The sequence below is a fragment of the Mesorhizobium sp. WSM4807 genome (genome assembly GCF_055811615.1).
The window spans coordinates 120,455-139,568 of the sequence record NZ_JBVVQY010000014.1; the positions used below are offsets into that span (position 1 = coordinate 120,455).

Annotated in this window: 20 protein-coding genes and 1 pseudogene; 13 read left to right on the forward strand and 8 right to left on the reverse strand. The window is 62.4% G+C overall.

The features are described from left to right. The first annotated feature begins 152 nt into the window (after window positions 1–152). Entirely contained in the window at window positions 153–638 is a 486-nt protein-coding gene (locus AC0L3N_RS19570; RefSeq protein ID WP_473549121.1) for an Lrp/AsnC family transcriptional regulator, read from the forward strand. Here AC0L3N_RS19570 and AC0L3N_RS19575 read toward each other — a convergent pair. From AC0L3N_RS19575 to AC0L3N_RS19590, 4 genes are all read right to left on the reverse strand, one after another. After that, entirely contained in the window at window positions 635–1,300 is a 666-nt protein-coding gene (locus AC0L3N_RS19575; RefSeq protein WP_473549122.1) for a D-glycero-alpha-D-manno-heptose-1,7-bisphosphate 7-phosphatase, read from the reverse strand. The genes AC0L3N_RS19570 and AC0L3N_RS19575 overlap by 4 nt on opposite strands. After that, window positions 1,293–1,865 (reverse strand): D-sedoheptulose-7-phosphate isomerase, encoded by a 573-nt coding sequence (locus AC0L3N_RS19580; protein WP_473549123.1) that lies wholly within the window; start codon window positions 1,863–1,865, stop codon window positions 1,293–1,295. The genes AC0L3N_RS19575 and AC0L3N_RS19580 overlap by 8 nt, the downstream gene beginning before the upstream one ends. Before the next feature lie 7 nt (window positions 1,866–1,872). After that, the gene (gene rfaE1 / locus AC0L3N_RS19585; RefSeq protein ID WP_123148398.1) at window positions 1,873–3,363 is read right to left on the reverse strand and encodes a D-glycero-beta-D-manno-heptose-7-phosphate kinase; all 1,491 of its coding nucleotides are present in this window, start codon (window positions 3,361–3,363) and stop codon (window positions 1,873–1,875) included. 151 nt (window positions 3,364–3,514) lie between these two features. Next, entirely contained in the window at window positions 3,515–4,147 is a 633-nt protein-coding gene (locus AC0L3N_RS19590; RefSeq protein WP_473549124.1) for a LysE family translocator, read from the reverse strand. A gap of 164 nt (window positions 4,148–4,311) precedes the next feature. Here AC0L3N_RS19590 and rfaD point away from each other — a divergent pair, with 164 nt between their 5' ends. Genes rfaD through waaC form a run of 3 tightly spaced genes read left to right on the forward strand, consistent with a single transcriptional unit; the run spans window position 4,312 to window position 7,225 of the window. Further along, the gene (gene rfaD / locus AC0L3N_RS19595) at window positions 4,312–5,262 is read left to right on the forward strand and encodes an ADP-glyceromanno-heptose 6-epimerase (RefSeq protein ID WP_473549125.1); all 951 of its coding nucleotides are present in this window, start codon (window positions 4,312–4,314) and stop codon (window positions 5,260–5,262) included. Further along, complete coding sequence (gene waaF, locus AC0L3N_RS19600) at window positions 5,235–6,242, forward strand: lipopolysaccharide heptosyltransferase II (protein WP_473549126.1); 1,008 nt, start codon at window positions 5,235–5,237, stop codon at window positions 6,240–6,242. The genes rfaD and waaF overlap by 28 nt, the downstream gene beginning before the upstream one ends. Beyond that, entirely contained in the window at window positions 6,239–7,225 is a 987-nt protein-coding gene (waaC, locus tag AC0L3N_RS19605; RefSeq protein WP_473549127.1) for a lipopolysaccharide heptosyltransferase I, read from the forward strand. The genes waaF and waaC overlap by 4 nt, the downstream gene beginning before the upstream one ends. Window positions 7,226–7,474: 249 nt before the next feature. On the opposite strand, the gene greA is transcribed toward waaC, so the two are convergent. Further along, on the reverse strand, window positions 7,475–7,948 hold the full coding sequence (gene greA / locus AC0L3N_RS19610) for a transcription elongation factor GreA (RefSeq protein WP_123148547.1): 474 nt from the start codon (window positions 7,946–7,948) through the stop codon (window positions 7,475–7,477). Window positions 7,949–8,232: 284 nt separating this feature from the next. Further along, window positions 8,233–8,772 carry a tetratricopeptide repeat protein gene (locus AC0L3N_RS19615; RefSeq protein WP_123148548.1) on the reverse strand — a complete coding sequence of 180 codons (540 nt, stop codon included), beginning with the start codon at window positions 8,770–8,772 and terminating at the stop codon, window positions 8,233–8,235. A 196-nt stretch (window positions 8,773–8,968) separates the two neighbouring features. Between AC0L3N_RS19615 and AC0L3N_RS19620 the strand changes: the two genes are divergently transcribed. The 7 genes from AC0L3N_RS19620 to AC0L3N_RS19650 all read left to right on the forward strand — a co-directional run bounded on the left by AC0L3N_RS19620 (window position 8,969) and on the right by AC0L3N_RS19650 (window position 14,958). Then, entirely contained in the window at window positions 8,969–9,394 is a 426-nt protein-coding gene (locus tag AC0L3N_RS19620; protein ID WP_095491539.1) for a DUF3775 domain-containing protein, read from the forward strand. 75 nt (window positions 9,395–9,469) lie between these two features. After that, window positions 9,470–10,480: an extensin-like domain-containing protein gene (locus tag AC0L3N_RS19625; protein ID WP_473549128.1), complete on the forward strand. Its 1,011-nt coding sequence runs from the start codon at window positions 9,470–9,472 to the stop codon at window positions 10,478–10,480. 201 nt (window positions 10,481–10,681) lie between these two features. Then, window positions 10,682–11,482 (forward strand): extensin-like domain-containing protein, encoded by an 801-nt coding sequence (locus tag AC0L3N_RS19630; RefSeq protein ID WP_473489034.1) that lies wholly within the window; start codon window positions 10,682–10,684, stop codon window positions 11,480–11,482. A gap of 89 nt (window positions 11,483–11,571) precedes the next feature. Further along, a complete protein-coding gene (locus AC0L3N_RS19635; RefSeq protein ID WP_123148405.1) occupies window positions 11,572–12,279 on the forward strand; it encodes an LssY C-terminal domain-containing protein in 708 nt (235 codons plus the stop codon). A gap of 32 nt (window positions 12,280–12,311) precedes the next feature. Further along, entirely contained in the window at window positions 12,312–12,458 is a 147-nt protein-coding gene (locus AC0L3N_RS19640; protein ID WP_244602819.1) for a hypothetical protein, read from the forward strand. Between the two features lie 101 nt (window positions 12,459–12,559). Continuing rightward, window positions 12,560–13,870: a hemolysin family protein gene (locus AC0L3N_RS19645; RefSeq protein ID WP_473549129.1), complete on the forward strand. Its 1,311-nt coding sequence runs from the start codon at window positions 12,560–12,562 to the stop codon at window positions 13,868–13,870. 506 nt (window positions 13,871–14,376) lie between these two features. Further along, window positions 14,377–14,958 (forward strand): hypothetical protein, encoded by a 582-nt coding sequence (locus tag AC0L3N_RS19650; protein ID WP_473549130.1) that lies wholly within the window; start codon window positions 14,377–14,379, stop codon window positions 14,956–14,958. 7 nt (window positions 14,959–14,965) lie between these two features. On the opposite strand, the gene otnC is transcribed toward AC0L3N_RS19650, so the two are convergent. After that, window positions 14,966–15,631, reverse strand: a complete 666-nt coding sequence (otnC, locus tag AC0L3N_RS19655; protein WP_473549131.1) for a 3-oxo-tetronate 4-phosphate decarboxylase — start codon at window positions 15,629–15,631, stop codon at window positions 14,966–14,968. After that, window positions 15,628–16,644: a LacI family DNA-binding transcriptional regulator gene (locus AC0L3N_RS19660; RefSeq protein ID WP_123148409.1), complete on the reverse strand. Its 1,017-nt coding sequence runs from the start codon at window positions 16,642–16,644 to the stop codon at window positions 15,628–15,630. Before AC0L3N_RS19660 ends, otnC begins: the two co-directional genes overlap by 4 nt. 214 nt (window positions 16,645–16,858) lie before the next feature. Here AC0L3N_RS19660 and AC0L3N_RS19665 point away from each other — a divergent pair. Together AC0L3N_RS19665 and ltnD are read left to right on the forward strand one after the other, a co-directional pair. Beyond that, window positions 16,859–18,120, forward strand: a pseudogene (locus AC0L3N_RS19665) (MFS transporter). Between the two features lie 30 nt (window positions 18,121–18,150). After that, window positions 18,151–19,095, forward strand: a complete 945-nt coding sequence (ltnD, locus tag AC0L3N_RS19670; protein ID WP_473549132.1) for an L-threonate dehydrogenase — start codon at window positions 18,151–18,153, stop codon at window positions 19,093–19,095. The last annotated feature ends 19 nt before the right edge of the window (window positions 19,096–19,114 follow it).

Consider the following 19,114-nt stretch of genomic DNA (forward strand, 5'->3'; position numbering starts at 1 on the left):
CGTCCCCGGAAAGCTTGCCCGCAAACAGACGATCCATGAACATCTTGCGCGGCGACTGTCCGAAAATCAGCGACTGAAGGGATGGAATGGACACCAAAGTCGTTTAATTACAAAATCACGAAAGATTCTTGCGTGAAGCGCCGAAGGTATCCATGCCGCTCAAAGCCGATCTCGATGCCATCGACTGGAAAATCCTGCGCGAGCTTCAGCAAGACGGGCGCATGACCAATGTCGAGCTGTCCGGCCGCGTCGGCATTTCGGCGCCGCCATGCCTGCGTCGCGTCAGGCGGTTGGAAGAGACCGGCATCATCCGCGGCTATCGCGCCTTGCTCAATGCGCCGGCGCTCGGCCTGGATGTCGTCGCCTTCTGCCTTATCGGCCTGCATCACCAGGCCGACGCGGAGCTGAAAACCTTCGCCGAACGCACCCGCGGTTGGCCGATCGTTCGCGACGCCTGGATGGTGTCGGGCGAATCCGACTTTTTGCTGCATTGCGTGGCGCGCGACCTCGGCGCCTTCCAGACCTTCGTCATCGAGGAACTGGCCTCGGCGCCGAATGTCGACACGGTGCGGACGGCATTGACCATCCGCCGCGTCAAGGACGAGGGCCTGGTGGCTTTCAGCGAAGTGAGAATCTAATCCCGGCCGAATTCGGCGATGGCGTCGCAGAGTTTGCTGTGATCGTTACCGGTCGTAAGTTTGCGCTTCATGAAAGTACCATCGCCAGAAGTCCGATTGGATCTGCCGTGCACCAACCAGCCCTCGCAAAGTCCGGCGCGCCGTCCGGCTTCCATGTCATCAGCCTTGTCGCCGACGATGATTGATCGGCTGATATCCACGCCCAGCAGATCGCGGGCGCGCAGAAGCATGCCCGGATTGGGCTTGCGCATCGGATGATCATCTACTGCCAGTTCACCCGTCCCGCTCGAATGGTAGGCGCAGGCGAGCACCAGATCGATCCGGCAATTCTGTGCTTCGAGAAGTGTCAGCAGCCGAGCATTGACTGCGGCGAACTCCGGCCAGCCGAAATAGCCGCGGGCTATGCCTGACTGGTTGGAGACCACGATCGCAGGAAGGCCGACGATGTTCGCCATTCGGATCACCGGCAGCATCTCCGGCCGCAGCACGATGTCAGCCGGATCGCTGGGATAGCCGCTATCGACATTGATGGTGCCGTCGCGGTCGAGGAACAGCGCCGGCGTGCCAGCTGCAAAAACCGAGGTACCGATCCGCTCGACCCACAGGCCCGGCTCTTCGAGCGGGTACGGCTGCGAGGTCCTGACAGCGTCCCTATCAGCCATCACAGAGGCGCGCTTCGACCATTTCGCACAGATGATGATAGAGGCACAGATGCCCCTGCTGGATGATCGGCGTCGAGGTCGAGGGCACGTTGAGCAGGATGTCGGAGAGCGGCTTGAGCTTGCCGCCGGTGTCGCCGGTCAGGCTGATCACCGTCATGTCCATCGTGCGCGCCTGCTCGGCAGCGGCAAGGATGCTGGCCGAGTTGCCGCTGGTCGAGATGGCGAGCAGCACGGCACCCGCTGAGCCATGTGCCTCGACCTGGCGTGAAAACACCGTGTCGAAGCCGTAATCATTGCCCCAGGCGGTCAGCACCGCCGCATTGGCCGGCAGCGCGATGACGTTGTAGGCCTTGCGCTCCTTCAGGAAGCGGCCGACCAGTTCACCGGCGATGTGGATGGCATCGCTGGCCGAGCCGCCATTGCCGCAGATCAGCAGCGCCTTGCCCTGCGAAAGCGCGGCGACAACGGCGGTAACCGCCCGCTCCATCTCGCCGGTGAGGTCGCGCTCGATCATCGCGGTGATCGCGGCCGCCGAGCGGACCAGGTATTCGTTCAGTTCGGACATGAAAACCTCAGTTTGTACTGCCGGCGCGCAACTTGCCGATGGTGCCGGTGGTGCTCTTGCCGGCGACGAGATCGACCAGCACGACGCGGCCGCCCGCCTTTTGCACGATTTCGGCGCCGACCACCTGATCGATCGTGTAGTCGGCGCCCTTGACCAGTATGTCGGGCTTGAGCGCCTCGATCAGCGCGAGCGGCGTGTCCTCCTCGAAGACGACGACGGCATCGACCGAGGCAAGCGCCGCCAGGACACAAGCCCGGTCATGCTCGTCGTTGACCGGGCGCCCTGGCCCTTTCAGCCGGCGCACCGAGGCATCGCTGTTGAGGCCGAGAACCAGCCGGTCGCATTGGCTGCGTGCCGCATGCAAAAGGCTGACATGGCCGGCGTGAAGGATATCGAAGCAGCCATTGGTGAAACCGACGCTCAGGCCTTCGTCCTTCCACGTCGCCACCAGCCGTGCCGCGGCAGCGGCATCGAGAATTGCATCCTTGTGGGCAATCGGTCCATGCGACCGAAACAGCGCCCCGGTAAGCTCTTCGACCGTCAGCCGCGCGGTACCGCGCTTTCCCACCACCACGCCACCCGCCGCGTTGGCGATGGCGGCGGCCATGATGCGGTCGGCGCCCGCGGCCAGAGCCAACGCAAACGTCGCAATGACAGTGTCGCCGGCGCCGGAAACGTCGAACACTTCCCGCGCCTGCGTAGCGATGTGGCGGGCATCGTCCGCGCCGACGACGCTCATGCCCTTTTCGCTGCGCGTCGCGACCACGAAATCGAAGCCGTGTGCCGAGATCAGCTCACGCGCCGCGGCCACGATCTCGTCATCGGCAAACACCACGCGTCCAACCGCCTCGCCAAGTTCCTTGCGATTGGGCGTGATCGCCGTCGCCCCGGCATAGCAAGCATAGTCGCGGCCCTTGGGATCGACCAGCACCGGCTTTCCCGCCTCGCGGCAGATCGAGATCAGCTCGCCGGCGACGCCGTCGAGCAATATGCCCTTGCCGTAGTCGGACAGGATAACGATGTCGGCTTGCGCGAGCGCGGCGCGGAAATGCCGGACCAGCGTTGCCCGCTCAGCGTCGCCCAGCGGCTTGATTTCCTCTTCGTCGAAGCGCAGCACCTGCTGGTTGAGCGCACTGAACCGGCTTTTCGACGAGGTCATCCGGTTCGCGTCCTGCGCGAGGCCGCCAGTCTCGACACCAAATTCGGCGAGCATGCGCAGGAGATTGTCGCCGGCCTGATCGGCGCCGATCACCGAGACCGGTATCGCGGCAGCGCCGAGCGAGACGATATTGGCGACGACATTGCCGGCGCCGCCCATCGCCGACGTTTCGCCACGCCCGCGCAGCACCGGAATGGGCGCTTCCGGCGAAATCCGCTCGATGACGCCGTTGACGAAACGGTCGCGGATGAAGTCGCCGACCACCAGCACCGTGACGTTGCCGAACCGCGAGATGGCGCGGTGAAGGGGTTCGGGAGAAGGCAGGTATTGCTCGCTCATGTCATCCGCGACGTGCAATGAGAGCCGGTCCCGATGCTGTGAAAACGCTGGACTGGCAGGGCTGATCATTCATGGCGAAGCCGATATACCGCAATTCGGCTCAGCGCAACGGCAGCCACCGAACGGCCCACAGCCATCGCCGGTTGGCGGATCAGCCTTTCTGCAAAGCCACATGGACGCCCAATCCGACGAGCACCGCACCGCCCGCACGCCGCATGAGGCGCTGTGCGTGGCTCGAACGCCGTAGCCTGGTGATCAGCGCACCCGCCAGCACCACGCACATGACATCCGCCGAGGAGAACATCAGATTGACGATCGTCCCGAGGACGAGGAATTGGAGCCAGACGGGAAACGTCGCCGACGCGTCGATGAATTGCGGCAGGAACGCCATGAAGAAGATTGCAGTCTTGGGATTGAGCACCTCGACGGTGATACTCTCGAAAAAGGCGCGGCTGGCGGATTTCGGCTCAATGCCTGAGATAACAGTATCGTCTTGCGCCCTGGCGCGGAACAGCGACACACCCAGCCAGATCAGATAGAGCGCGCCAGCCAGCTTGACTGCGATGTAGAGCGTCGGTACGGCGTGGAAAAGCACGGACAACCCGGCAGCGGCGGCGACGACGTGCACATAGCCGCCAAGATGGATCCCCAACGCCGCCGTCAGGCCGGACCAGCGGCCGCGCGCCATGGTTTGCGCGGCAGCGTAAAGCATCGCCGGACCGGGAATGTAGGCAAAGATTGCCGTGGTGGCGAAGAAGGCGATAAGCAGTTCGGTCGACGGCATTGCCTTGCTCCTGTCGCGCTTCGCCGGTGATCGCCGACTGAAGCGAAAGCTTTGCGGCTGCACTGTGGCGCTCACCCAACCGCCGGATTGCGACCTGCTTTATCGACAGCCCCGCCAGCCTCCCCTATAAGGGCCGGAATCGGCACAAGATACCAGAGGCTTTCATGATCATCGTCACGGGCGGCGCCGGCATGATCGGCTCCAACATCGTCGCCGCCCTTAACGCCGAAGGGATCAGCGACATCCTCGTCGTCGACGACCTGACCGACGGCCACAAGATCGCCAATCTCGCCGACCTGCAGATCGCCGATTATCTCGACAAGGACGATTTCCTGCCGCGGATGGAGGCCGGAGACCTCGGCCGCATCGAGGCCGTCTTCCACCAGGGCGCCTGCTCGACCACCACCGAATGGAACGGCAAGTTCATGATGGAGGTGAACTACGCTTATTCGAAGCGGCTGCTGCATGCCTGCCTGGCGCTGCGGGTGCCTTTCCTCTATGCCTCCTCAGCCTCGGTCTATGGCGGCGGAGCCGAGTTTCGCGAGGAGCCGGAATGCGAACGCCCGCTCAATGTCTATGCCTATTCAAAGAAGCTGTTCGACGACTACGTCCGCCGCACCGTCTTCGATACCGACCATTCGCCGGTGGCGGGCCTGCGCTATTTCAACGTCTATGGGCCACGCGAGGCGCACAAGGGCACCATGGCCTCGGTCGCCTTCCACCTGTTCAACCAAGTCGAGCAAGGCCAGAACCCGAAACTGTTCGGCGCCTATGACGGTTTTGGACCCGGCGAGCAGAGCCGCGATTTCATCCATGTCGGCGACGTTGCCGACGTCAACCTGTGGTTGTGGAAACGGGGCTCAAGCGGCATCTTCAACTGCGGCACCGGCCTTGCCCAGCCGTTCCGCGCCATCGCCGAAACGGTGATAAGCACGCTCGGCAAAGGCGAGATCGAGTTCATCGACTTCCCAGACCATCTCAAGGGCAGCTACCAGAGTTTTACGCAAGCTGATATGTCCCGGTTGCGCGCTGCCGGTTACAATGGTCAGTTTCGCACAGTGGAAACCGGCGTCAGAGACTATGTCGAATGGCTGAAAGCCCAACGATCCTCGTGATCGGCCCACGCTGGGTGGGCGACATGGTGATGGCGCAGTGCCTGTTCTCGGCACTGAGAGAGCTTCACCCGAACGCCGCGATCGACGTGCTGGCCCCGGCATGGGCGGCGCCACTGGTCAAGCGCATGCCCGAAATACGCCAGCAGATCGATCTGCCGCTGAAATCCGGCGCGCTGGAATTCCGCATGCGAAGGCGCTTCGGCCGCCTGCTGCGCGGCCACTACGACATCGCCTATGTCATGCCTGGAAGCTGGAAATCGGCGCTTGTCCCGTTCTTTGCCCGCATTCCGCGCCGCGTCGGCCATCTCAAGGAAATGCGCTACGGGCTGCTGACCGATATCGTCCCCTTGCCCGACAATGTGAAACGGCGCACGGCGCAGGCCTATTTCGGCCTCGCGCAAGGCGGCACGTTCCGTGCTCCCAAGCTCGCTGTCGACACGAAAAACCAGGCGGCATTGCTGGGTCGCTTCGGGCTGGAGGCGGAAAAATTCGTCGCGCTGATGCCCGGCGCCGAATTCGGCCCGGCCAAACGCTGGCCGAGCGAACGCTATACCGGCCTTGCCCTCGACATGATGGCGAAAGGTTTTGAGGTCGCGCTGTTCGGATCGAAGAACGACGCCGACGTGACGGCGGAAATCGCCACGCTTGCCCCAGGCGTTGTCGACCTCGCCGGCCAGACGCGGCTGGAGGACGCCATCGACCTGATCGCCGCGGCCAGGCTTGCGGTGTCGAACGATAGTGGGCTGATGCATGTTGCCGCCGCGGTCGGCACGCCGATCGTAGCCGTCTACGGCTCGACCTCGCCGCAGAATACGCCGCCACTCGCCGAGCAGCGCGAACTGGTCTGGCTCGGCCTGTCCTGTTCGCCCTGCCACCGGAAAATCTGTCCGCTCGGCCATCTCAACTGCCTGAACACGCTTGAGGTGGCACAGGTCGCGGCAGCAGCGGAACGGCTGCTGGAAATGCCGGCCGCCGCATGAAGGTGCTCATCGTCAAGACATCCTCGATGGGTGACGTCATCCACACCTTTCCGGCCGTCGAGGATGCGCGCCGCAACCGGCCGGATGTGTCGTTCGACTGGTGTGTGGAAGAGGCTTTTGCCGGCATCGTGGCGCTGCATCCGGCGATCGCAACCATTCACACCGTGGCGATCCGGCGCTGGCGCACAAGCCCGCTCGGCCGCAGCACATGGCGCGAGGCGGCGCCACTGCGCCGCGCCTTGCGGGATTGCCGCTACGATCTCGTCATCGACGCGCAAGGATTGCTGAAGTCGGCCCTGGTGGCAAAACTGGCTGCGGCGCCGATCGCCGGCTTCGACCGGTCGAGCGCCCGCGAGCCTTCGGCGACTTTGTTCTACGACCGCCGCTATGCTGTGCCGCGTGATCTGCACGCCATAGAACGCACAAGGCGGCTGTTCGGGCTGGCGCTCGGCTATGAACCGGATTTTTCCAGGCTCGAGTCCGGCATCGTGCCGCCGGCCGGCGGTTCGACCTTTGTCGGCGAAAAAACCGCCTTCCTGCTGCACGGCACCAGCCGCGAGGACAAGAAATGGCCGGTCGGCGACTGGATCGAAACTGCCCGGCTTCTCGTGGAGAGAGGAATGACGCCGGTCACCACCTGGTCGAATGATAGGGAAAAGGCGGTTGCCGAGGCAATCGCCGAGGCCATTCCGCAGACCGTGCTGGTGCCGAAATCACCGCTTTCTGAGATCGTCGCGATCATCGGCCGGTCGGCGCTGGTCATCGGCGCCGACACCGGCCTCGCCCACCTCGCCAGCGCCTTCGGCCTGCCGACGGTCGCCGTGTTTCTGGCGACAGAACCCGGCCTGACCGGCCCGCGCGGACCGTTCTCGTCAACGCTGCTGGCCGCGCCCGGCGGCCGCATTACGCCTGAGGAGGTGTTGGCTGAGGCAGAGAAGTTGCTGGAGCGCCACGTGCATGATCTGGCAGCCGGAAGGCGTTGATTTATTGAATCAATCCAAATGGAAAGGCCGGCGCCGCCCCTCATCCGCCTGCCGGCACCTTCTCCCCGTATAGTGACGGGGAGAAGGGGGCTGGACGCGAACTCGGCGCCTATTTGCAACGCTGACAATTGGCGAAACCGTCGGTGACGGCGTCCTTCTCCCCGTCACTATACGGGGAGAAGATGGCGGCAGCCAGATGAGGGGCAGCGCCATTCCTGGATTGGAATAGCGACGTTCAGCACCAATCCCTCAGATGAACTGCACCTGGACGATCTCATAGCCCCGTGCACCGCCTGGCGCGTTGACCTCGATCGCATCGCCGACTTCCTTTCCGATCAGCGCCCGCGCGATCGGCGAGGAGATCGAGATGCGGCCGGACTTCACGTCCGCTTCCTGGTCGCCGACGATCTGGTAGGTCTTCTTCTCTTCCGTGTCCTCGTCGACCAGCACCACGGTCGCGCCGAACTTGACCTTTTCGCCGCTGAGCTTGGTGATGTCGATCACTTCGGCGCGGGCGATGAAGTCCTCGAGCTCGTTGACGCGGCCCTCATTGAGGCTCTGCGCCTCTTTCGCCGAGTGGTACTCGGCATTTTCGGAAAGATCGCCATGCGAGCGCGCTTCGGAGATCGCTTCGATGATGCGCGGCCGCTCTACCTGCTGGCGCCAGCGCAGTTCTTCCTTCAATGACGCGAACCCCTCGCCTGTCATCGGGACCTTGTTCATGATGCCTGACCTTTCCTGCCGCCGCCCCCGCATTCCGGGAGCGACCTTGTCGATGGGTACAAAAAGAAAACGGTCCGGCAGCCTCGGGCTAACGGAACCGTGTCACCGCTATTTCCCCCAATATAGCAATCTTCGCGGGTTTTTCACGCCAAAAAATCGGTTTTGAAAAATTCGCCCGCCATTTGTGGAAATGCCGTCACGGCAGCGCGGCAGGCAGGGCGAGCGGCAACAAAAAACCGGCTGCGATTGCTCACAGCCGGTTTCAGGAGCGTTTGGGCTTCGAATCAGCTCTTCATGAAACGGTCTATCTGCTCAGACAGCATGCCGTATTCACGAGATCCCTTGCCGGTGCGCTTCTCGATCTCGCGGAGCTGCTCCTGGGCACCGGCGATATCGCCGATCTGCAGATGCGCCTCGCCGAGATATTCACGTACCAGCGTGTAATCAGGATCGATGCGCAGCGCTTCCTCGTAATAGCCGAGGCCGACGGTGACACGTCCGGAATGGCGATGCGAGTAGCCGAGATAGTTGAGGATGCGAGGGTCTTTCTTGTCCGCAGCCAGGCTGAGTACGGCGATCGCCTCGTCATAACGTCCGGCCATCGCCAGCGCGCGGCCAGCTTCATAGATGTTGTCGTCGTCCAGCATGCCTTGCTTGGGTGCCACGCATTTCTTCAGCTTCTTGTCCCAGACCATGCCTTTCTTGCACTGTGTCGTCTGGCTGCCATCGCCACCGCCTCCACCTTCACCGGCCGAAAACACCGGAACAGCAAACAGCGGCAGGGCGGCAACCGCCAGAACCTGGATCAGCAATCGTCGGCGCATCGAACCCTCCTTGAAGCATGACAATGCAAGATAAACGCCGGGCAAAAGCCATTTCATCCCGGAAAAAAGTCATGGCCACTGAAAGCTTTTTTAACGATCCGCGCCAGCGGAAAATAGAAGCGCCGAACATGACGTGACGAGCGCTGCAAATTCGCTATCATCCAGCAAACGGCAACGGAGTATGCGGAGACGGCCAGTGCAGCGGCGCCTTGAAAAGGAATGGGAGCTTTCGATCGGTCCCGACACGGTGCGCCTATTCATCCTCAAGGCGAAGGCGTTGAGCGCTGCCGTCAACGAAGACTATGCCGATGGCGCCGAGCACGAGGTAGAACTCGATGGCGAGGCGCATGACAACCATCATCATGACGGTCTCGTCGAGGAAAGTTCCGAAGACCTCACCGAAGAAGAACTGCGCGAACTGATCAACGACCTCAATGTCGACGAGGCGGCCGAACTCGTCGCCCTCGCCTGGGTCGGACGCGGTGACTATGACGCCTCGGAATGGGCGGACGCGCTGACGGCCGCGCGCGAGCGCGCCAACAAGCGCACGGCGAAATATCTGCTCGGCATGCCGCTCTTGGCCGACTGGCTGGAGGAAGGGCTGGAAGCGATCGGTGCGTAACGCGGCGGTTACCGTTCGTGATCGGCCAAAACCCTCGTTCAGGCAACTTCCGCATTCGCCCGCCGTTTACGGCAAATGGCGGCGCTGACCCCTCTCTTATTCTTCAGATTGGCCGGATTTATCAGATTGGCCGGATTGACCAGATTGACCAAATTGGCGCTGCCCTTGGCGGCGGCGATGCTGTCGGCAGGAGCGGCCCTGGCCCAGGCTCCGGAATTGCCTGATACCGTGCCCGTCCCGGAGCTCAATCAGTCGCAATCAGCGCAAGAAGCCGCACCTGCCGACGTGCCGATCCCCGAGCCGCGCCCTGCGGATGCGCCAGGGCCTGATCAACCCGCCACCGACAAACTGAACCAGCAGAAGTCGGACCAGCATCAGGAAGCCCGGCCGGAGCCGCCGGCAATCGCTCCAACGCCGTCCGAAAAGCCCGCCGAGGCGCAACCGCCGGCCGCCGCCCCGAAACCACCGGAGAAGCCGGCGCAAGCGCAGCAGAAAGAAATCCCTGCCGACCCGCGCTCGGCCTTGGTGCCGCAGGAAAAAATGCCGGACGAGGAACTTGCCTGCCGCAGGCGGCTGAAGTCGATGGGCGTCGACTTCGAGGAACGCAAGGCCGAGCACGATGCGGCGATCGGCTGCTCTATCCCCTATCCGATCGTGCTGAAGACGCTGGGCAAGTCATTGGATATCAACCCCGAAGCCGAGCTTAACTGCCAGATGGCCGAGGCCGCCGCGCGCTTCGCTGCGAACATCATCCAGCCGGCGGCCAAGGCCGAGCTCGGCGCCAATCTCAAGTCGGTCGGCCAGGCGTCCGCCTTTGTCTGCCGGTCGCGCCACGGCGGAGGGAAACTGTCGGAACATGCCTTCGGCAACGCGCTCGACATCGCCAGCTTCACGCTTTCGGACGGCAGAAGGATCGACATCGGCCCGGCGCCGCCGGAAAAGGATGCAAAATTCATGAACGCAATACGCAAGGCGGCCTGCGGACCGTTCAAGACCGTGCTCGGCCCGGGCAGCGATGCCGATCATTCGCTACATCTCCATCTCGATCTCGCACCGCGCCGCAACGGCGGCACCTTCTGCCAGTGATATGGTCCCAGACCGCCGCGCGCCGCAATTTGGCCGCAGCCGTAAACGCGGCCGCTGATTTTTCCTTTACTCTTGGCGGTTAATCTCCGTCTCGTCTGACCATGATCCCGAAAAGCCGGATCCGGTTTTCGGAGAAAGATCATGATCAAACGATGAGACAGAGCCTGATCGGGATCAGGCTTGGGGACAGGGATCTTGTCGATGGCCGGGATAATTCGCGCCGCGTTCGTCGCCGTGCGGCAAACCAGACGCGCGCGCATGATTGCCGGCGGCCTTGCCATCACAGCGATCTCGGCCTGCACCACCGGCAGCGTGCTTTCGCTTGAACCGGCCGTCGATGTCGGCAGCCAGACATCGGCCGTTCCGAACTACGCGGGGATGCAGCGCCTCGTCCCGTCCAACCCATACATGACCGCCGCCTATCCGCGCATGGACGAGCCGATGGCGCCGACCGAACAGATGCCGGCCAGCGAGGTCGACTGCCGCAACGAACTGAAACGCCTGGGCGTCGTCTACACCGATCTTGCGCCGATCCGCGAAGGCCAGTGCGGCATCGACTATCCGGTCAAGATCTCGGCCATCGGCAGCGTCGGAATGAAGCCTGCCGCGACGCTGACCTGCGACATGGCCGCCACCTTCGCCGGCTGGACCAGGAATGAACTGGTCCCCTCCGCCCGCTGGCGTTATTTCTCCGGCGTCAAGACCATTCGCCAGGGCTCGAGCTATTCCTGCCGCAGGATCGCCGGCGAAGGCGTGCTGTCGGAGCACGGCAAGGGCAACGCCCTGGACGTCATGAGCATCGAGCTCGGCAATGGCAAAGATATCGACGTGCGCAAGCCCGGCCTGTTCGCCTTCCGCACGCGCGGCTTCCTCAACACTGTGCGTGCTGACGGCTGCCAGTATTTCACCACTGTGCTCGGCCCCGGCTACAATTACGACCACCGCAACCACTTCCATTTCGACATCAAGAACCGCAGGAACGGCTACCGCGCCTGCCGCTGAACCCGAGCGCATGCCCACTGCCCAAGGTCTGCGCCGCCGCGTAGAATGACGCCATATAAGGTGATGCCGTATCGCCTGGGTGGTGTCTCGTGAGCCGACGAAGCCTTCGACGACGCGCAACGATCTGGCTGGTGGCGTTCTGTGCCGGCTATCTCGTGCTCGCCTATTTCGCCGCGCCGGAATTCTGGACCCTGAGGGACCGCAATTTCCGTACGCAGCGCTTCGCGATGCTGACGCACACGCCGCAGGGTATTGCGGGCGACCCGATCAATGTCGGCCTCGTCGGCACCAAAAAAGAGCTGGTCCACGCCTTCGCCGTCGCCGGGTGGGACACGGCCGACGCCCTCACGCTGAAGACCGCCATCGAGATCGGCGAAAGCGTGCTGTTCGATCGGCCCTATCCCGACGCGCCGGTCAGCCGGTTGTTATTCGAAGGCCGTGCACAGGATCTGGCCTTCGAGAAGCCGGTCGGCGACAGTGCCGACCGGCGTCATCACGTCCGCTTTTGGCAGACCGAGGCGACCGGAGACGATGGCCGGCCGCTCTGGCTGGGGTCGGCAAGCTTCGATCGCGGCGTTGGCCTCAGCCACGACACCGGCGCGATCACTCACCATATCGCTCCCGACATCGACGCCGAGCGCGATTTCCTGATCCGCGACCTGTCTGCCGCAGGCATGCTGATCTCGACCGACGAAATCGCAGGCATCGGCGCGACAAAGACCGGGCGCAATGGCGGTGGCGACCCCTATTTCACCGACGGCAAGGCGGTGGTGGGCGTGCTGCTGCAGTTGCCGTAGGCGCAAGACGAAACGGTTCTATCTCCAGATGCTTGAACGTCTGCGACACCTGGTCGAAACAGAGCAGCGAACTCGAGACGGTCCTGTCGGAGTGTCTCGTCGAAGACATCGTCGTGCACGCCATCTGGCCGGTGACGCGCAGCCTGACGCCAAAGGTCGGCGCCGCGTCGACGCCTTGATCATCATTTTTCGTCGCCGCCATGGGATGCTGCATGAAACCGGCATGAAAAATGATGGCGATCTATTTTCGAAGACCGCGCCGCAATGCTATTGACCCCGCATGCTCTATGCTGAAATCGCCATCGTGGCCGCCCTCATCTGCGTGAACGGCCTTCTGGCAATGTCCGAACTTGCCATCGTCTCGTCACGGCCGGCCCGCCTCAGGGCGATGATCGACCGCGATGTCAAGGGCGCCGGCCGCGCCTTGGCGCTCGGCTCCAATCCCGGCAAATTCCTGTCGTCGGTGCAGATCGGCATCACCCTGGTCGGTGTTTTATCCGGCGCCTTTTCCGGCGCCACGCTCGGCGAGCGGCTGTCCGTGTTCCTGGCATCGGCCGGCGTCCGCGAAAGCCTTGCCGACCCGATCGGCGTCGGCATCGTCGTCGCCCTCATCACCTACTTCTCGCTCGTCATCGGCGAACTGGTGCCCAAGCAGATCGCGCTGCGCGATCCCGAACGCGTCGCCGCCAAGGTTGCTCCGGCGATGATCATCCTCGCCACCGTCTCGGCGCCGCTGGTGTTCCTGCTCGACATTTCCGGCCGCGCTATGCTGTGGCTGCTCGGCCAACGCGGTGAAAGCGAGGAGAAGGTCACGGACGAGGAGATCAAGATGCTGGTCGCCGAGGCCGAGCATCACGGCACCATCGAATCCGACGAGAGGCGCATGATCGCCGGCGTCATGCGCCTCGGCGACCGCGCTGTCCGCGCGGTGATGACGCCGCGCACCGAGGTCGACTGGATCAACCTGGAGTCCGACGACACGGCGATCCGCAAACTCTTGATTGAGACCCAGCATTCGCGCCTGCCAGCCGGCGATGGCAGCGTCGACGCCATGATCGGCGTGGTCCAGACCCGCGACGTGCTGGCCGCCATGCTTGGCGGTCGCGCGCTCGACCCGCGCCGGCACGTCCGCACCGCTCCCATTGTCCATGACCAGGCCGACGCGCTGGATGTCCTTTCGACGCTCAGGGAATCCAACGTGCCGATGGCGCTGGTCCATGACGAATATGGCCATTTCGAAGGCATCGTCACCCCGGCGGACATACTGGAAGCCATCACCGGCGTCTTCCGGGCGGACCTCGACGCCGGCGATGAGGAAAACGCTGTCAAGCGCGAGGACGGCTCATGGCTGCTCGCCGGCTACATGCAGGCCGACGAAATGGCGGACGTTCTCGGCATCGACCTGCCCGAGAATCGCGATTACGAGACCGTCGCCGGCTACGTGCTGTCGCACATGCACCATCTGCCGGCGACCGGCGAAAGCGTGGATGCGCAGGGCTGGCGCTTCGAGGTCGTCGACCTCGACGGCCGCCGCATCGACAAGCTCATCGCCACCCGCCTGCCCGGCGGTCACCGCGAAATCGTGCGGTAACAAGCGTGTCGAGGTGAAGAGGCACCACGGAACGGTCCGTTTGCCTCGATCGAGTCGCTGATCTCAACTGAAAGAGCCTGCATCTGGACGTTGCGCGGGCTCTTGGACAACGAGCAGTTCAAGCGGCTTCTGGAGGAGCCGAGAGGGCACTTATGCCCTTCGTGACGGCGGTCGGCGCCATCGTTGGCAACGCGTCACCCCAACGGGAATACCACCTCGACCTCGTAGAAAACGATGAGCCCGGCCAACGCCAATAGGAGAGCAAGCAAGCCTGCGCCGAGTAATGACTCGAACTTGTTTCCGTCGCTGCGCATTGGAACGCCAATGGTTGACAAGTTGCTAATCTTTATGTGACACTTTTGTGACAATTGCAAGGGTGGGATATGACAATAGCAAGGGTGGGAAAGGAAGCCCCGCTTCTGTTCAGCGAATGGAGACCGATACTCGCCCTAGTTACAGTATTATCTCTACTGATTCTTTGTGCAAGTTTCGCACAAGATTTAAGCTTGTACGCTGGACAGGAGCCGGACCTTTCGAGAAAAATATGGCTCCTTGATGTCGATGTGGAACGGAGCGCGTTCACTTGGGTCTCCGTGCTGGTGCTTTTTTTCTGTAGCCGTCTTCTATTTCAGTGCGGAGACGATGCGGCGGGCCGTAGCAGTCGGTTCACTTGGCATTGGTACTTCTTAGGCTTCCTGTTCCTGCTTCTTTCTTTCGATGAATTCACGGGCCTTCATGAGAAGCTATCCGCTGCGTTGGCTGCGAGGTCAACCAATACGGGCCTGCTGTATTTTGCATGGGCAGCGCCGGCAGGCATCCTTAGCTTGGTGGGGCTAGCTGCCTTTGTTCCATTCATCCGCTCTTTCCCGACATCGCTCGCCGTGCTGTTGGCGGTTTCGGCGGCGCTGTTTCTTGGCGGAGCGGTCGGGTTTGAAATGGTCGGCGGCAGCGTTGCAGAGGCGGAAGGTATGGAATCCTTGCGCTATCGCATTCTGGCCAACATCGAAGAAGGTCTCGAACTTGCCGGGACATTGACCTTTATCTACGCACTACTCTCATACCGTGAGATAACATCACGCACGCGCTGAGGGTATGCTAATGGTGGTGCTCGTCTTGCTTCGGCAAGGATATCCCGAAAACCCGCACCAAATCGGCGACCTGTTCCGGCGACAGGTAGCGGGGGTTGAGGCCGCGTAAGAGCAGATAGAGCCTTGCGGTTTCTTCCAGCTCCTCGGTAGCGAATACTGCGGCCTCGAGCGTTTCGCCCGCGACCACGGGACCGTGATTTGCCAGCAGCACTGAGGAGTAGCGTCCGGCAAGGCCCTTGATCGCAGCGACAACCGCCGGGTCGCCTGGCCGATGGTAGGACACCAGCGCGGTTTGTCCGGCGCGCATCAGATAGTAGGGCGTCATCGGCGGCAGCACCGCCTTAGGATCGATTTCCGGCAGCATGGAAAGGGCAACTGCGTGGGTTGAGTGCAGATGCACGATGGCGCGCGCCTCTGCCCTCGTCTGATAGAGCGCAGTATGCAACGGAATTTCCTTGGTCGGCGCATCGCCAGAGGTCAGCCGGCCTTGCGCATCAAGGCGTGAAATTCGGCCAGGATCCAGGAATCCCAGCGAGGCATTGGTGGGTGTGACCAGCCAGCCGCCATCATCGAGCCGCAGGCTGATATTGCCTGATGATCCCGGCGTCAGCCCGCGCTCGAACAACGAACGTCCGAAGCGGCAGATATCGTCCCTCAGCTTGGTTTCAGTCACGTCGTCGCTCCTTCAATCAGCTCGAACCCGATATCGACCACTGCGGATGGTCCGTCGGAGCAGACGAGCCGTGCTCCGATCTCACCGACGGTCACGCGCGGCGTCAGGATGGTCGAAAGTGGCTGCGGCGCACTCCTGGCTACATCGAGACCGTTGTAGCCGAAGATCGCCAGCCGGTCCGGTATGGTGATGCCGTGGGCGAGACAGTGGAAATAGCCGCCGATCGCCATGTCGTCGTTGGAGAAATAAACCGCATCCAGATCGGGACAACGCTCCAGCAATCGAGCCAGCCCGTCGCGCCCGGCTTCGATCGAGGATGCGGCAGGAATGATTTCTTCTCCGATGACGCTGAGCCCGGCTTCGCCCAAGGCCGCGCGAAATGCTGCGAAGCGCTTGGCCGCGCGAAGGTCCAGGCTGAGGTCGTGGCCAACGTAACCGATGCAGCGATAGCCACGCGATATCAAATGCCGAGCGCTCACCCGGCCCGCCTTGCGGTTGGAAAAGCCCACGACGATGTCGATGCCCTCGCCATCGGTATCGAGCAATTCGGCCACTCTGATGCGGGCGTTCCGCAGCATGGCGCCGGTGCGCTCGGTATGCTCGAGCCCCGCTACCATCATCCCGGCTGGACGCCAGCTGAGGAGTGACTCGATGACGCTCTCCTCTCGCTCCGGATCGTAGTCTGTCACTGCGACGACAGGTTGGAAGCCGGCTCCGACCAGTACTGTATTGGCGCCGCGCAGCACATCCGGAAAGACGATATTGCTTAGCGAAGGAATGACAACACCGACGAGCTTGGACCCCATGGAGGCCAAGGTTCCCGCGATCCGGTTTGGCACATAGCCGAGGCTCCGCGCGGCAGTGAGTACACTCTCGCGTGTCTTGGTTGAGAAGGAACCATGCCCACGCAACACGCGCGAAGCAGTGCTTTCGCCGACGCCAGCCGCGCGCGCAACGTCGGTGAGGGTTATCATCGCACCGGTTTGCGGACCTTCTTCTGCTTCGCTCTGCATTCCAGTTTCTCGGCTCGATGCGTCGGTACGACTCCAGTTCCTGACGCTTCTTTTGTCACATTCAGGCACCGCACTCAACAAAATTTGGCAGCGCTGCCATTTTTTGTTTGGCAGCGCTGCCATTCTCGTGTATCGAACTATGCAAGCGCTGCCAAAATCCAGCCAGGGGGCGTGAGACCTTGAGGGACCACCCCTTACACTTGGGAGGAAACTGATGACGATACTCATCCCGACGCTTCCGGCGGAGGCCGGAGCAGAAGACGACATCAAAAGGAAGGCCTACGGCAAAGTCTTCTGGCGCATCGTGCCGTTTCTGATGCTGTGCTATGTCGTTGCGTACCTCGATCGGGTCAATGTCGGCTTTGCCAAGCTGCAGATGTCGACCGACCTTGCCTTCAGTGAAACCGTCTACGGCCTTGGCGCCGGCATCTTCTTCATCGGCTATTTCCTGTTCGAGGTCCCGAGCAACGTCATCCTGCATAAAGTAGGGGCACGCGTCTCACTGCATCTGCCCCGATGTTCTATCTGCTGCGCTTCCTGCTCGGTGTCGCCGAGGCTGGTTTCTACCCCGGCATCATCCTCTTCCTCACCTATTGGTACCCCTCGCACCGCCGCGCCAAGATCATCGCGATATTCATGTCCGCGATCCCCATCTCCGGGATTTTCGGCAATCCGCTTTCCGGCTGGATCATGGATTCGTTCCATGGCAGCAACGGCCTTGCCGGCTGGCAGTAGATGTTCCTGATCGAAGCGGTTCCGGCAATCCTGCTCGGCATCGCGGTCTTTTTCTTCCTTGACAACGGCATCCGTCACGCCAAGTGGCTGAGTGAAGCGGAGAAGCAGGCAATCGAGCGAGAAATCGCCCAGGAAGAGCACAGCAAGGAACGCTCACACTCCGTCGCCGGCATTTTCCGCGATCCCCGGATCTGGCTGATGTGTCTCATCTATTTCTGCTTCGTAATGGGCCAGTACGGATTGACGTTCTGGATGCCCACGCTCGTCAAGGCGACGGGGGTCGCCGGCAACCTCAACATCGGACTGATCAGCGCAATCCCGTTTATCTGCGCTGTAATCGCCATGAACTTTTTTGGCCGCAGCGCCGACAGATATCGCGAGCGCCGCTGGCACCTGGTGGTTCCCGCTCTCTTTGGAGCCATCGGCTTCGTCGTCGCAGCCGCCTCGCCCGATCCCACCATCGCGATTGCCTTTCTGTCGCTGGCCGCAGCAGGTGCGATCACTTGTGCGCCGCTGTTCTGGTCACTGCCCACAGCGTTCCTCGGCGGAACTGGTGCTGCGGCTGGTATTGCGCTCATCAATTCGGTCGGAAATCTTGCCGGCTTCGTCAGCCCCTATCTCGTTGGCTACCTCAAGGATCTGACCGGCACGACCCAGGTCGGCATGTACGCCCTGGCCGCAATCCTGGTGGTCGGCGCGATCCTGGTGCTGACAGTCCCGCCCAAACTGGTCAACCGCTAGCCGAACCGCCTAATGCAGGGAGTTTCCATTATGACCATGAACGACGAGCAGAAGGATATCCCAGCTGCAACCACACTGCGGGTCGCGGTTATCGGCCTCGGTTCGATGGGGTTCGGGATGGCGACGTCGCTTCGCCGCGCGGGGTTCGAGGTGACGGGCTTCGACGTCAACGACCAGATGGTGGCGCGCTTTGTCGCCACCGGCGGGCGGGGAGCACAAACCCCCGCCGAGGCCGCCCAAGCTGCGGAGGTCGTGATCTCAGTGGTCGTCAATGCGGCGCAGACCGAAGCGATCCTCTTTGGCGCCGATGGGGTGGCCGAAACCCTGCCAGGCGGCGCGGTGTTCGTCTCCTCAGCCACCATGGATCCTGACGTTGCACGCAATCTGGCCGCCCGGCTGGAAACCACCGGACGGCTCTATCTTGACGCCCCGATCAGTGGTGGGTCGGTCCGCGCGGCGGAAGGTGCCCTCACCGTTCTGGCCTCCGGCAGCGCTGCCGCCTTTGCCAAGGCGCGGCCCGCACTCGACGCAATGGCAGCCAAGCTTTATGAGCTTGGAGATGAACCGGGCGTCGGCGCGGCATTCAAGATGATAAACCAATTGCTCGCCGGTGTGCATATCGCGGCAGCGAGCGAAGCTGTCGCCTTTGCCGCTCGGCAAGGGCTCGATATTCGCAAGGTCTATGAGGTCATCACCGCCTCGGCCGGCAATTCATGGATGTTTGAGAACCGCGTTCCGCACGTGCTCGATGGCGACTATGCCCCTCGCAGCGCCGTCGACATTTTTGTCAAGGATCTCGGTATCGTCCAGGACATGGCGCGCAGCGCCAAGTTCCCCGTGCCGGTGGCTGCCGCAGCGCTGCAGATGTTCCTGATGACCTCGGCGGCCGGTATGGGGCGCGATGACGATGCCTCGGTCGCCCGCCTCTACGCAAGGATCACGGGCACCGACTTGCCCGGCGAACCGCAAACCTGACCAGGACCGGACCCAGCCA